The organism is Leucobacter chinensis, from assembly GCF_019049105.1.
In the GTDB taxonomy this organism is placed as follows: domain Bacteria; phylum Actinomycetota; class Actinomycetes; order Actinomycetales; family Microbacteriaceae; genus Leucobacter_A; species Leucobacter_A chinensis.
Genome location: NZ_JAHQZR010000011.1, coordinates 1 through 12567, shown reverse-complemented (window position 1 = coordinate 12567; position 12567 = coordinate 1). Strand labels below are relative to the sequence as shown.

Genomic DNA, 12567 nt, shown 5'->3' with positions numbered 1-12567 from the left:
TGTCGCAGTCGGTGGCTTTGAGTTGGTAGCTCCAGGTTGCGGTGCCGTCGTCGTTTGCGGTCCAGCCTTCTGGCAGGTCGCCCTTGCTGAGCGTCGCGCCAGGAACCGGCGTCGCGATGACCGTTGTGAGGTGGTTATCGTCTACAGACTGCTCGTAGGTGAAGAACCCGCCCTCAGGCAGTACAATTTCTTCCCAGATCTTGCCAATATCACCTTCGGTGCACTCAGCAGCGTTGATCGTGGGTGAGGTGGGGAGCGCGTTGTTCATATCGCCGCCGCCCGATCCGCCTGCCATCTGAATTTCGTGAGCGACCTCGATGCTAGGGGTTTCAACACCATTGATCTTGATATCAGCAGCGTTCTTCAGCGTTTGCTTGCCACCGAGTTCATGATTGCTGTTATTGAGTACCCACTCGATGACATAGATGCCGCCCTCAAGCTCGTAAGGAGCGGGCGCGCTTTCAGGAGCGCCCGAAGAGTTTTTCACACCTTCGCAGGCGCCCGGGGCCGGGGCTTTCGAGGTAAACGTAACCGACTTGAAATCATCGCTTACCGTTGCATTCACATCTTCGGTGACGTCACGCCAGCCAGCGGGGTATTCATAACCCTGCTCTGAGTGCGCCATGCATGAGAGCTCGTAGATGTGGGGGCCGGAAACATAGGTTTGAGGCGCTTCAAAGTGGTCGGTGACCGTGATCTTGAGGCCCTCTTTCAACGTCTGGTCTGAGTTGCTCATCCAAGCCGCTCCACTTGAAACGGTTGGCACCCAAATATTCCACTTGACGTTGCCGTTTGAATCGTTGTAACTGCCGTACTTCGCGCCCTTGTCAGTGTAAGGACTCCATGCGCATGCCTCTCCTTCACAGACAGGCCCGGGTTCTCCCTTTGGCGTCACAGTGAACGTGTGGTCTTTGCCCGCGATTCGAATGGTGCGTTCCTGCGGCTCTGTGACGGTTTCTTCGTCAAACTGGAGAGCGCCTCGCATGCTAAAAGTACCCTGAATATTGTTCGGGTTTGCGACGACGTAATCGTTGTCAAGGCCGCAGGTGACAGTCTGCTCGGTAACGGTGCACTCGCCTGAAATCGCGCCTGCTGCGTCTCGAATGGCAAACGAATCAGCGATGCCGCGGATCTCATTTGGTAGATCGAACTGCACCGAAACCGGAGGCGTAGCTGCGACCTGCTTGACGGCACGCCAAGAGACATCAAGCCAGTAGGTGTTGCCGTTGGTCAGTGCGTCTGAACGCTGGAAAGACCATTCGGTGATTTCTGTTGGTGTGCCCTCTGCGGCTTGGGCAGGTGCCGTGGCCGTTGTCGTGAGACCGAATGAGAGGAGTAGGAATGCGAGAGTGCCCCCAAGCGCATCTCTTATCTTCTTTCCCCTCGGCGGGGCTGTCATTGTGTTTGCCATAAGTACCCTTTTCTCCTGGCGTGTGTTGCGCAGATATCGGCCGGTTCTTGGTGTGCAAGGCGGCGACATAGAGTGTGCGCAGGCATGTTTCATGCAGGAACCGAGAAACCCGAAGAACGAGTGACGGTTTTTGGTGAAAATGTTCGGCACGCTCCGAGCAGACAGTCTTGCCGAAGGAAGCCCCTGCAGAAAGCCTTTTTCACCCCTTGGGCGGGTAAATCACCCTTTGTTCACCCCGGGTAAATTCACCTCGCTCAGCCGCCGTCATGTGAGTATGAGAACTAGAAATGATCTATTAGGGGACGACGATGAGGGGAATAGATGGGGATGGGTACCTCGAACCATGCTGCTATTCCCGATCTGGCGCCGAGCCTTGATACAGATGATCTGGGTCTCCACGAAGCTGTTTCGGCGCAAGATTGGGCACAGGTTATTCGCATTCTTGAAGACACCTCGCTGTTGCTTGTGCGCAAACCCGGTGGAATGGCTTATGCGAGGCGCGCTCTGGAATCTATGCCTCCAGAAGTGAGAGCGTTGCACCCTGAACTGCAACCGCACTTCGAATTTGTGGGGCTGTCGCAAGTTGCAGATATAGACCCCAATGCCGCGAACCAAATTTTACTCGAGGGTGGCGAGACTTCTGCGAGAGCAGTGAGGAGGCTCACGGTTTCTATCGTGTCTCTGAGACTTAACCATCACACCGAGAAAGCCCTTGAAATTGTCAAAGCCGTTGAAGAACAGGTGTTAATTGCTGCCGATCGAGTAGGTGCTGCTGCTGAAGCAGCAGCCTCGGGGTTTTTCGCTCAAGCTGCCAAAACATATTTGTTGGCAGGCGACATCGCTCATGCACATGCTGCTTACATGCATGCTTGGCGATGGCGTCATCAAGATGAACTGGGATTCGTTGCTCACGAAGCCGCAAGCACGATTGCGGCCATACATGCGGCTTCTGGGAGGCTTGATCAGGCGGAGGAATGGCTTGCACGAGCCGCAGAATGGCCAGCCTCGATCAGCCCAGATTATGCCGCAGTTGTTGATTTTGCCGAGCCGCTCGCTTCGTTCATCGTCGCTTTCGAACGTCTTGATTTTGCCCGTGCAGCCGAGTTTTTACCGAGTCTTGCTCAGCCAACACAGGGCTTCGAATTCTTTTACTGGGTGATAGAGATGAGGGTGCGTTGTTTTTTGTTCTCGGGCTTTCCCAACCGCGCGTTGCAACTCATTGATGAGACCGAAGAGTACCTTGAGCCTCATACGGCGCAGCGGTTGAGAGCCGGGGCTCTATTGCAGTCTGGTAAACGTGAACAGGCTCTCTCGCTGTCACGCACCCTGAACGAGCCAGTCACGGTGGCACTCATTGAAGCACGGGCTGCTGCGTTAGAGAATGACTTCAAGACTGCGCTTGAAACGATTGAGACCGCAATACCGCTGGCTTCGTCGCGAAAACGGCTTGATCTTCTCGCGCTGCAAGCAATGTGTTTGCTTGCAGTTGGGCGGCGTGAAGCCGCTCGTGCTGTCTTCAGCGATTTACTACTTGGGCTGAACGGGTGTCTCTCGGTGTTCACGACGATTCACCCGAGCTCGCTCAGAGCACTTTTTGAGCTCACGGTTTCGCACCCTCTTTCGGCAGAAGTCGAGAGGGAGTGGCTTTCGCGCTCCGCCGGGCCGCTCTACCAATTTACGCCGGTTCTGAACACTGCTGAAGTGACGACGCTTACACCGAGAGAACTTGTCATCTTGAGGCACGTTGTGAGCGGCTTGAGTCGAAAAGAGATTGCGCTTCGCGAGACCGTCTCGATTAATACGGTCAAAAGCCAGGTCCGTTCAGCCTTTCGCAAGCTCGCCGTAACGAATGCGCAAGAGGCCAAGGTTCGATGCATTGAGCTTGGGCTTTTCTAATGCGAAAGAACGTGGAATGTTTGCTCTCGATACATCTTGCCTGGCACGCTCGGTGAGCCTTATCGCCCAGCACCCATCACCCCGCTGCTGACCTTGATCCTGGCGATGTTCGCATGGTGAAGCAGCGTCGCTAGAGCCCTCCAGCTGAGCGTCATCGGCAGCCCTGGCTGAGCGCCTCGCCGTGCCGCGCACCCTTGAAACGGGCAATGAAACCTGGTTGTGTGGAGGGTAAGCACAGAGCGGTAGGGCGAACAGCCCGAGGGTTATGAGCCAAGGTTTGTAGGGTTTTGCCGCCGCTGAAACGAATCAGCGAAGAGGGTGAGACGACATGAATATCGTGTTAAAGGTGGTTGCCGGGGCGGTTCTCGGCTGCCTCTACGTGGGCCTCGCGGGCATTATCAGTATGCAAGCGTTTGGTGCCAGAGTCGGGGCAACATTTTCGTTGAAGAACGAGCCCATCATGGCGGGGCCGCAGAGTGTTCCTTACGTGCCCTACATCGTTGGCGGGGTGCTCGGCGCGGTCTTCATATATGTGTTGTTTGCGGTCTTTGCGGCACGCAATCGCACGCACTCGGCGGCCTTGAATTTCGGCTTTAGCGTAACGCTGGTGGTGCTCGTGCTCATCGGGTTGCAACACACGTCGTACGGCCCCGACTATGAGTTGCTGCCATGGGCTCTCGGGTGGATACAGCGTGCCTCTCTTGAATCGGCAGTGCACGTTCTCGCCGTAGCGAGCTTCGGTTTTGCGATTTGGCAGCTGCTTCGACGAGGGCGCGAGGTGCGCTCGGGACGAGACGGCGTGTCAGAACCGGCGGTATGACGAAAGGGCGGGTGTCTCTCCCAGTGTTTGGCCGAGACACCCGCCCTTTCGCGGCGCGAGAACTTACGCGTTCGTTGCGGCGGTTGCCTTCGCGAAGCGCTCCTGCACGTCGCTCCAGTTCACGATGTTCCAGAATGCCTTGACGTAGTCGGCGCGAACATTCTGGTAGTCGAGGTAGTAAGCGTGCTCCCACACGTCAAGCTGCAGAAGCGGGGTGATGCCGAGCGGAGCGTTACCCTGCTGGTCGAACAGCTGGAAGATCACGGGGCGCGCGCCGAGGTCGTCCCAACCGAGAACCGACCAGCCTGAGCCCTGCACGCCCATCGCGGTCGCGGTGAAGTGCGCCTGGAACTTTTCGAACGAACCAAAGTGTTCGCCAATTGCCTCGGCGAGCTCGCCCTCAGGCTCGCCACCGCCGTTAGGCGACATGTTCTTCCAGAACACGCTGTGGTTGATGTGACCACCGAGGTTGAAGGCGAGGTCCTTTTCGAGCTTGTTCACGTTCGCGAGGTTGCCGCTGTCGCGGGCCTCTGCGAGCTGCTCGAGCGCGGTGTTCGCACCCGTGACGTAGGCCTGGTGGTGCTTCGAGTGGTGCAGCTCCATGATCTTGCCCGAGACGTGAGGAGCAAGTGCGCCGTAGTCGTAGTCGAGATCGGGAAGGGTGTAGACGGTCATGTGTTTCCTTTCAGTGGTGTCGCAGCGACGAGCGCGGCAACGAGTTAGATCGCGTCGCCCGTGAGGCGAAAGGCGCGATCGAGGTAAATCATGGGGGCGCCGCTCTCGTTCGTGTGGGCGCTCAGCACCTCGGCAACAGCGAGCATTGACGAACCGACGGCGATCTTGTTGACGATGCGGCAGCGAAGCGCGACACGAACGTCGCCCAGGTGAGGTTCGCCCGTGGGCAGTTCGCTCCAGTTCTGCTCGTCGGTGAAACGTTCGCCGCCAGATACCGCGTACTCCTGCGCGATGGCCTGGTGCCTTGCGTCGAGCAGGTGCACGAGAATGCTGTCGGCCCCCAGTATGAGGCCGGCGCTGCCGGTCGAGCGCGTTACCGAGAACACGAGCGTTGCCGGGTCGACGGCAACTGAAGCGACGCTCGAGGCGGTGAGCCCGACAGGCCCCTCTGCGGTGTTCGCGGTGATGAGCGCGACCCCAGCTGGATGCTCGCGAAACGCTGCTTTGAACGCCGTCTCAAGATCGGTCTGTGTGGTGGTCATCGGGTCCCTACTTTCAGCGTGGCTTCGGTTGGTGCTTGAGCATGGTGCAGCATGTCGTGGCGTTCGACGATCTTCGTGCGTTCACGGTCGCGCACCGAGCCGAGGGTGCGCTCGGCGTGGTCAAGCTGCAGCCAGCCTTCCCACGTCACCGCCTGCCGCAACCGCTCGCTGAGAGCCTCGGCGGCTGCTGCCTGGCGTGCCGCGCGCTCCTCGCTACCCGCGGCGAGCGCGAGATCATCGAGCAGCGAGCCGATCGTTTGCGCTGCATCAGATTTCGTCGAGCCGATGAGGCCGATGGGCCCACGACGGATCCACCCTGTCACATACAAGCCCGCGATCGGCGTGCCATCTGCCGCGAGCACGCGCCCGTCTTGCTCGGGAATCGTGCCGGTCTCGTCAGAGAACGGTACTCCCGTGACCGGCGACGACCGATAGCCGACGGTGCGGTACACCGCCTGCACGTCGTAGGTGACGCGTTCGCCGGTCGGGGTCACCCTGCCGAGTTCATCGGGCTGCGTGCGATCAAACTCGATGCCGGTGACTGCATGCTCGCCGAGCACCCTCGCCGGCTGTTGGTAAAAGTGCAGGTGCACTCTGCGTGACGCCTCACGGGTCGTCGGGTCAATCGCGGCCCACTCGGTAAAGGTCTTCATCATGATGCGACGCTGAGTGAACTGCTTGACCATGCGCTCGCCGTGCTCGTCAAGCTCGAGGTCTGCTGGGTCGACGATGACGTCGACGTCGTGCTGGGCTCCGAGCTCGCGTAGCTCGAGGGCCGAGAAGCGCACGTCGGCCGGGCCACGCCGAATGAAGAGGTGCACGTCGCGCACCCGGTTTGCCTTGAGCGCCGACTCTACGCTGTCGGGAATATCGGTGTGGTCGAGGTGCTCGGCGTGCTTGATGATCATGCGGGTGACATCGAGCGCCACGTTGCCCGCGCCAATCACCGCGACGCTCTCGGCCTCGAGCGGCCACTCCCGTGGGGCATCAGGGTGCCCGTCGTACCAGGCCACAAAGTCGGCGCCGCCAAAGGAGCCAGGGAGGTCGATTCCGTCGATCTTCAGCTCGGCGTCGCGGTCGGCGCCCGTCGAAATGATGACGGCGTCGTATGCCTCGCGCAGTTCGTCGACGGTGATGTCGGTGCCGATGGTGACGTTGCCGTGAAAGCTGATGCGCGGGTTTTCAAGCACATCGTGCAGCGCGTCTTGAATCTTTTTGATGCGCGGGTGGTCGGGCGAGACGCCGTAGCGCACGAGCCCGTAGGGCGCTGGAAGCTTCTCGAACAGGTCGATACGCACCTCGGGGTCACGGTCTTGCAGGATATCGGCGGCGTAAATGCCAGCGGGGCCGGCGCCAACGACCGCTACAGTTCGGTTCATAAGGTTGATCAGTCACTCTCTTGAGGGGGAAGGGCGGCGATGAGCGGGTGGTCGTATGCGAGCGGGCCGGTTCGTGAAGCGCCATCTGGGGCGCCGATCTTGTCGAAGAACTCGACATTGGCCTTGTAATAGCCGCTCCACTCATCGGGCAGGTCATCTTCGTAATAGATCGCCTCGACGGGGCACACTGGCTCGCATGCGCCGCAATCGACGCACTCATCAGGGTGAATGTAGAGCATACGCTCGCCCTCATAAATGCAGTCGACGGGGCACTCGTCAATACACGCACGGTCTTTGAGGTCGACGCACGGGAGTGCGATGACGTAGGTCATGCACTGACTCCTTTCACGAGTTCAGGCAGGGAATGTAAGCTCACACTGAGACTCTAAAACCTCAACCTAGGTTGAGGTCAATTCGAAAGGGGTGAAGTGTCAGTGAGTACTCAGCATCGAAAGGTTGACGCGGGCGTATCGCAGGGAGTGCCTGGGGAAGATTCAGCGGGGGCCGTGGCCCACTCGCCCGACGAACTCTTGAGCATCGGCGAGATGAGCGAGCGCACCGGTGTGGCAGCCTCAGCGCTGCACTACTACGAGCGACTCGGGCTCATTGCCTCGCACCGCACGGCGGGAAACCAGCGACGCTACCCCCGGCACATGCTGCGCAGAGTTGCCCTGGTTTCGGTCGCCAAACGCCTCGGCATACCGCTCGAAGACGTGAAAGATGCCTTTGCCGACGTGCCCATGTTTGAGACGCCCTCGCACGAAGACTGGCAACGCGCCTCGCGGCGTTGGAAACGGGTGCTCGAGCAGCGCCGCCGAGGCATTGAAAAGCTCGAGAAAGAGCTCACCGGCTGCATCGGGTGCGGCTGCCTCTCGATGAAAGCGTGCAGCCTGCTGAACCCCGACGATGAGCTCGGCGATACGGGGCAGGGCGCTCGCCGTATTCCGGTGTGATGAGGCCTTACGACGCCGTATCGATCGGGTTGAACTCGTGTTGCACCGCATCGGGGTCGGTCTCGATCGTGGGGTAATCGTTCTCGCCCTTGAGACGGGCGATCGCATCGCGAAACTGCACCTCGAGGGCGCTGATCGAGGCCTGCGCGTTGCCGAGCTCGAGCCCGCTGAGCAGCGCCTCGTAGGTGGGTGAGACCGAGAGACGCACAGCGAATCCCTCCTCGGCGCTCAGACTCGCAAGTCGCGTCTCCATGACCAGGGTCGACATGAGTCGCGAGAGCCGGTAGCTGCCGGCGAAATCAACGAGGAGCTGGTGAAAGGCGAGGTCTGAATCGCCGATCGCCCAGGCATCGTCGCCGCGCTCGGTCGCCTGTGCGAACCCCTCGTATGCGCTTCGTAAGGCGCCAAGCACCTCGGTATTGCGCGCCTCGGCGACGAGGTGCACGGCGCGAGACTCGATTGCGAGCCGCGCCTCGTACACGTCGTCGATCGCGTCGCCGGTGATGCGCGTTACCCGAAGGCCCCTGCCGGGAAACGCGGTGAGGAGCCCCTCCTGCACGAGTCGCTGGGCCGCCTCGCGAAAGGGGGCCCGGCTCACGCCAAGCTGTGAAGAGATCTCGACCTCGCGCACCGGCGAGCCGACGGGAAGCCCGCCCGAGAAGATCGCCGAGCGAAGCTCGTGGGCGATCAGATCGACGGTTGAGCTACGGGTGAGGGGAGCCATTTGGCGGGGTGATCCGCCGTGGTAGTGACCGTGCAAGGGGTGCTCCGTTCGGTGTTGTCGAGGTTCTGTGGGCCCTGGTTGCCGCTGCCACGGCGGAGCCGGTGGCGGGCTGTCCGGTGGGATCCGCTAATGCAACGATTCTATCTAATTGTAGACAATCTTACTGTTTACATTTCATTCGGTCTGCATTCCGCGTAGCATCGCTCAGGTCGATCGCTGACACGGGCCTACACCTGGCCTTCAGAAACGAAACGAGGAACAATGACCAGTACCAGACACCGATTTACGCCCCTCGCGGCCGCTGCCGCCGGGGTCGCGGCGCTGCTGCTTTCGGCCTGCACGGCCACCGGAAACTCTGACGCGGCAGACGGAAACACGCTCGAGCGGCTACAGAAAGAGGGCACGATCACCCTCGCGATCGCCGAAGAGCGGCCCTACTCATGGGTTGATGAGAGCGGTGAAGCAACTGGCGCGACCATCGCGATGCACAAAGAGATCTTCAAGGGGCTCGGCATCGACAACGTTGAGGTCGTTGAGGTCGACTGGAACTCGCTCATTCCTGGCCTGAACGCGGGCCGCTTCGACGCCATCAGTGCGGGCATGTCAATCTTGCCTGACCGCTGCGAGCAGGCCGCTTTCAGTGACCCCGAGATCATGTACACGACGGCGCTCGCGGTGCCAAAGGGTAACCCCGAGAAGCTCAGCGACCTTGACTCAGTGCTTGACCGAGACGGCGACGTGAAGCTCGCGGTGCAGGGCGGCGCGATCGAGGCCGACTATGCCGAGCAACTCGGCATCAAGAACACGATCCAGGTCGATAATGCACAGGCAGGCATGGAGGCCGTGCAGAGCGGTCGCGCCGACGCGTTCACGCTCACCGCGGTCTCGATGAACTGGATGGCAAAGGATCTCGACGACGTCGAGACGACCGACGCCTTCGTGCAGGAGCTCGACGGGGTGCCACAGATCGGTGCGGGCGGCACGGTGTTCCGTAAGGCCGACACCGAGCTGCTCGAGGCGTACAATGCCGAGCTCGCCAAGATTACCGGCGACGAGGCGAAGTACCTCTCGCTCGTTGAAGAGTTTGGCTTCACGGCAGAAAACCTGCCGCCCGAAAGCCTCACGACCGAGCAGCTCTGCTCGGGCGAACTCGCTGAGTAGGGGCGAAACGACCCGTGGTTGAAAACCTTGAAGCGCTCGGAAGGGCGTGGCCGCGCATCATGGAGGGGCTCGGTATCACCGTCACCCTCACGCTCGGCGGCGCCCTTCTCGCGCTCATTGTCTCTGTTGTTCTGGGGCTTATGGCGCTGTCGCAACACGGGCTCGTGCGAGGCATTGCGCGCGTGGTCATCGAGTTCTTTCGTGGCACCTCGCTCGTCGTGCAGCTCTTCTTTCTCTTCTTCGTGTTGCCGCTGTTCGGCTACGAACTTACCCCGATTTTTGTCGGCATCTTAGGCCTCGGGCTGAACTATGGGGCCTACGGAGCAGAGGTTGTTCGCGGGTCGATCAACGCGGTTCCGAGCGGCCAGTGGGAGGCCACGACGGCGCTCAGCATGTCGCGGTTTGGTCGCATGCGTCGCGTGATTTTTCCGCAGGCGTGGGCCATCATGTTGCCCTCGCTCAGTAATCTGCTCGTGTTGCTGCTCAAAGGTACGGCGATTGTGAGCTTCATTACGATGTTTGACCTCACGGCGTCGCTCAACAAGCTGCGCATCGACACCAACGTCTTCTTTGCCTACACCGTTGGTCTGCTGCTCTACTTTGCACTGGCGTGGGCGCTCAGCATCGTCATGATCATGCTCGAGGCACGCGCTAAACGCAAGCTTGGCCGCGGTAAGTCATTCGGCGAAATGCTTCGCGGCTCGACCTCGAAGGTCACCGCCGCGCAAGACGCGATTCGCCCGAGGAGCGGGCAGGGGGTGACGAAGTAATGCAAGACGCACTCTGGAACTGGGACTACGCGCTCGAAGCGCTGCCCATTCTGCTCGGCGCCTTCGTGAAGGTGACGCTTCTTGTCACGGTGCTCGGCAGTGTGATTGCGGCGCTACTCGGCCTCGTCATCGCCGTCACGAGGCGAAGCGCACCGCGCCCGGTGGCGCTCGCCCTCGGCTTCGTCGTGAACTTCATCAGATTGACACCGATCGTCGTGCAGTTGTTGTTCGTCTATTACGCCTTTTCAAGCGTCTCTCCGCTCACCATTGGCGTGATCGTGTTCGGCGTACATTACGCCACGTACATGGCCGAGAGCTACCGCGCGGGCATCGAAGCGGTTCCCGCGGGGCAGTGGGAGGCGAGCACGGCCCTCAGCATGTCACGCGGCCGCACCTGGTGGGCCGTGATCATTCCGCAGGCCATCAGAAGCACGCTCCCCTCGCTGGGCAACTACGTGATCGCGATGTTTAAAGACACGCCTTTTCTTATGGCGATCACCGTTACCGAGCTCGTGCGAGCCGCCCAACTCTTTGGCGGCCAACACTTTCGCTACATCGAAGCCATCACGATTGCCGGCGTGATCTTCTTACTCGCAAGCTACCCGACCTCACTCGTGATCGGGCGAATGGAGAAACGACTTGTCAATAACGCCTAACCCCGCAGCAGAATCGGTCGAGGTGCAGTTCGAGCACTCACCGGCAACCCACACTGGGGCAATTACGATTGCCAACGGTGAGACGCCCGCGATCCACTTTGAGAGCGTCGAGAAGCGCTTTGGTGACCACGTCGTGCTTAAGGGGCTCGACTTCTCGGTGCGCAAAGGCGACAGGGTCACACTCATCGGCCCCTCGGGCTCGGGCAAGACGACCATTCTGCGGCTCGTCATGACGCTCGAAGAGGCAAACGGCGGGTACATCTACATTGATGGCAAGCCGCTTACGCATCGCGAGGTCAATGGTAAGCGCGTCGAACTCAAAGAGAAACACAAGAATGAGATGCGAAAGCGCATCGGGATGGTGTTTCAGCAGTTCAACCTGTTTCCGAACATGACCGTGCTCGAGAACATCATTGAGGCGCCAGTGCACGTGCTCGGGGTGCCGAAGGCGGAAGCCAAGGCGCACGCCCACGAGCTCCTGGAGAAGGTCGGGCTGCCAGACAAGGCCGATGCGCATCCCTCGCAGCTCTCAGGCGGGCAGCAACAGCGCGTCGCGATTGCGCGGGCACTCGCAATGGATCCCGAGATTTTGCTGCTCGACGAGGTGACGAGCGCGCTCGACCCCGAGGTCGTGGGCGAGGTGCTCGGCATTCTCACCGATATCGCGCGCGACACCGATGTCACCATGCTCATCGTGACGCACGAGATTCAGTTCGCGCGCGAGGTCTCAAACCGCGTGCTCATGTTCGACAACGGCAGCATCGTCGAAGAGGGCGACCCCGAAACGCTCTTTAATAACCCGAAAGAGCACCGCACGAGAGAGTTTCTCTCGGCGGTGCTCTAGGGGGTCGCGACGTGATCGCGACATATTGGTTGCGGATCGCGCGCTACGCGCGTGCCGAGCGAGCCCTGCGCAGCACAACGAGTGCGGCACCGAGCGTGATCGCGGCTACTGCTGCGAGCCCGATCATGCCGGGGTTACTGCCAGTCGATGCGAGACTTGCTGGGGCTGCTGGAGTCTTGGCGTCGGTCGTTGGCTTCGGGGTCACGGGGTCAGCAGGCTCTGATGGCCCTGCCGGTTCCTGAGGGCCTTCGGGGTCGGTTACCTGAGGTTCTTCGGGGTCGGTTACCTGAGGTTCTTCGGGATCGGTTACCGAAGGCTCTTCGGGGCCTTCTTCACATTTTTCGGCGGTGACGGTGAACTGCCACTCGGTTGCGACTCCTGTTTCGAAAGCGTAGCCATCGGCTGCGGTTGCCGTGACGGTGACGGTGTCGCCTTCGCGGTTCTGGTTGTAGGTGATGCCTTCAACCTGGGGAAGGGTGATGGTGGGTTCGATGCCGCACTCGGTTGCTGCCTCGAGGGTCGGGGCGACTGGGGTTACAGTGAGTGGTTCTGGCTCAGGTTCAGGTTCTGGTTCTGGTTCTGGCTTTGGTTCGGGGTCAGTCACGCAGTCTTCGGCGGTGACGGTGAACTGCCACTCGGTTGCGACTCCTGTTTCGAATGCGTAGCCATCGGCTGCGGTTGCCGTGACGGTGACGGTGTCGCCTTCGCGGTTCTGGTTGTAGGTGATGCCTTCAAC

Annotated in this window: 14 protein-coding genes; 7 read left to right on the top strand and 7 right to left on the bottom strand. The window is 60.4% G+C overall.

The window, feature by feature from the left end; genetic code table 11:
- Positions 1-1411, bottom strand: a 1411-nt coding sequence (locus tag KTJ78_RS10595; RefSeq protein ID WP_217135527.1) for a hypothetical protein, incomplete at its 3' end; no start/stop codon positions are given.
- A gap of 327 nt (positions 1412-1738) precedes the next feature.
- Between KTJ78_RS10595 and KTJ78_RS10590 the strand changes: the two genes are divergently transcribed.
- The gene (locus KTJ78_RS10590) at positions 1739-3307 is read left to right on the top strand and encodes a helix-turn-helix transcriptional regulator (protein WP_217135525.1); all 1569 of its coding nucleotides are present in this window, start codon (positions 1739-1741) and stop codon (positions 3305-3307) included.
- 328 nt (positions 3308-3635) lie between these two features.
- Complete coding sequence (locus tag KTJ78_RS10585; RefSeq protein ID WP_217135523.1) at positions 3636-4127, top strand: hypothetical protein; 492 nt, start codon at positions 3636-3638, stop codon at positions 4125-4127.
- 63 nt (positions 4128-4190) lie between these two features.
- On the opposite strand, the gene KTJ78_RS10580 is transcribed toward KTJ78_RS10585, so the two are convergent.
- Genes KTJ78_RS10580 through fdxA form a run of 4 tightly spaced genes read right to left on the bottom strand, consistent with a single transcriptional unit; the run spans position 4191 to position 7055 of the window.
- The gene (locus KTJ78_RS10580; RefSeq protein WP_217135521.1) at positions 4191-4802 is read right to left on the bottom strand and encodes a superoxide dismutase; all 612 of its coding nucleotides are present in this window, start codon (positions 4800-4802) and stop codon (positions 4191-4193) included.
- Positions 4803-4846: 44 nt separating this feature from the next.
- A complete protein-coding gene (locus KTJ78_RS10575; protein WP_217135519.1) occupies positions 4847-5344 on the bottom strand; it encodes a flavin reductase family protein in 498 nt (165 codons plus the stop codon).
- Entirely contained in the window at positions 5341-6723 is a 1383-nt protein-coding gene (locus KTJ78_RS10570) for an FAD-dependent oxidoreductase (protein ID WP_217135517.1), read from the bottom strand. The genes KTJ78_RS10575 and KTJ78_RS10570 overlap by 4 nt, the downstream gene beginning before the upstream one ends.
- A gap of 8 nt (positions 6724-6731) precedes the next feature.
- A complete protein-coding gene (gene fdxA, locus KTJ78_RS10565) occupies positions 6732-7055 on the bottom strand; it encodes a ferredoxin (RefSeq protein WP_217135515.1) in 324 nt (107 codons plus the stop codon).
- Between the two features lie 174 nt (positions 7056-7229).
- Here fdxA and soxR point away from each other — a divergent pair, with 174 nt between their 5' ends.
- On the top strand, positions 7230-7676 hold the full coding sequence (gene soxR / locus KTJ78_RS10560; protein ID WP_369808071.1) for a redox-sensitive transcriptional activator SoxR: 447 nt from the start codon (positions 7230-7232) through the stop codon (positions 7674-7676).
- Between the two features lie 7 nt (positions 7677-7683).
- On the opposite strand, the gene KTJ78_RS10555 is transcribed toward soxR, so the two are convergent.
- Positions 7684-8436, bottom strand: a complete 753-nt coding sequence (locus KTJ78_RS10555; protein WP_217135513.1) for a GntR family transcriptional regulator — start codon at positions 8434-8436, stop codon at positions 7684-7686.
- Between the two features lie 225 nt (positions 8437-8661).
- Here KTJ78_RS10555 and ehuB point away from each other — a divergent pair, with 225 nt between their 5' ends.
- The 4 genes from ehuB to ehuA all read left to right on the top strand — a co-directional run bounded on the left by ehuB (position 8662) and on the right by ehuA (position 11831).
- Positions 8662-9561, top strand: a complete 900-nt coding sequence (gene ehuB / locus KTJ78_RS10550) for an ectoine/hydroxyectoine ABC transporter substrate-binding protein EhuB (protein WP_217135511.1) — start codon at positions 8662-8664, stop codon at positions 9559-9561.
- A 14-nt stretch (positions 9562-9575) separates the two neighbouring features.
- Complete coding sequence (gene ehuC / locus KTJ78_RS10545) at positions 9576-10331, top strand: ectoine/hydroxyectoine ABC transporter permease subunit EhuC (protein WP_217135509.1); 756 nt, start codon at positions 9576-9578, stop codon at positions 10329-10331.
- On the top strand, positions 10331-10987 hold the full coding sequence (gene ehuD, locus KTJ78_RS10540; protein ID WP_217135507.1) for an ectoine/hydroxyectoine ABC transporter permease subunit EhuD: 657 nt from the start codon (positions 10331-10333) through the stop codon (positions 10985-10987). Before ehuC ends, ehuD begins: the two co-directional genes overlap by 1 nt.
- Before the next feature lie 61 nt (positions 10988-11048).
- Positions 11049-11831 carry an ectoine/hydroxyectoine ABC transporter ATP-binding protein EhuA gene (ehuA, locus tag KTJ78_RS10535; RefSeq protein WP_369808070.1) on the top strand — a complete coding sequence of 261 codons (783 nt, stop codon included), beginning with the start codon at positions 11049-11051 and terminating at the stop codon, positions 11829-11831.
- Positions 11832-11874: 43 nt separating this feature from the next.
- On the opposite strand, the gene KTJ78_RS10530 is transcribed toward ehuA, so the two are convergent.
- Positions 11875-12567 (bottom strand): InlB B-repeat-containing protein (locus tag KTJ78_RS10530; protein WP_440137391.1); only part of this gene is annotated, 693 nt, incomplete at its 5' end.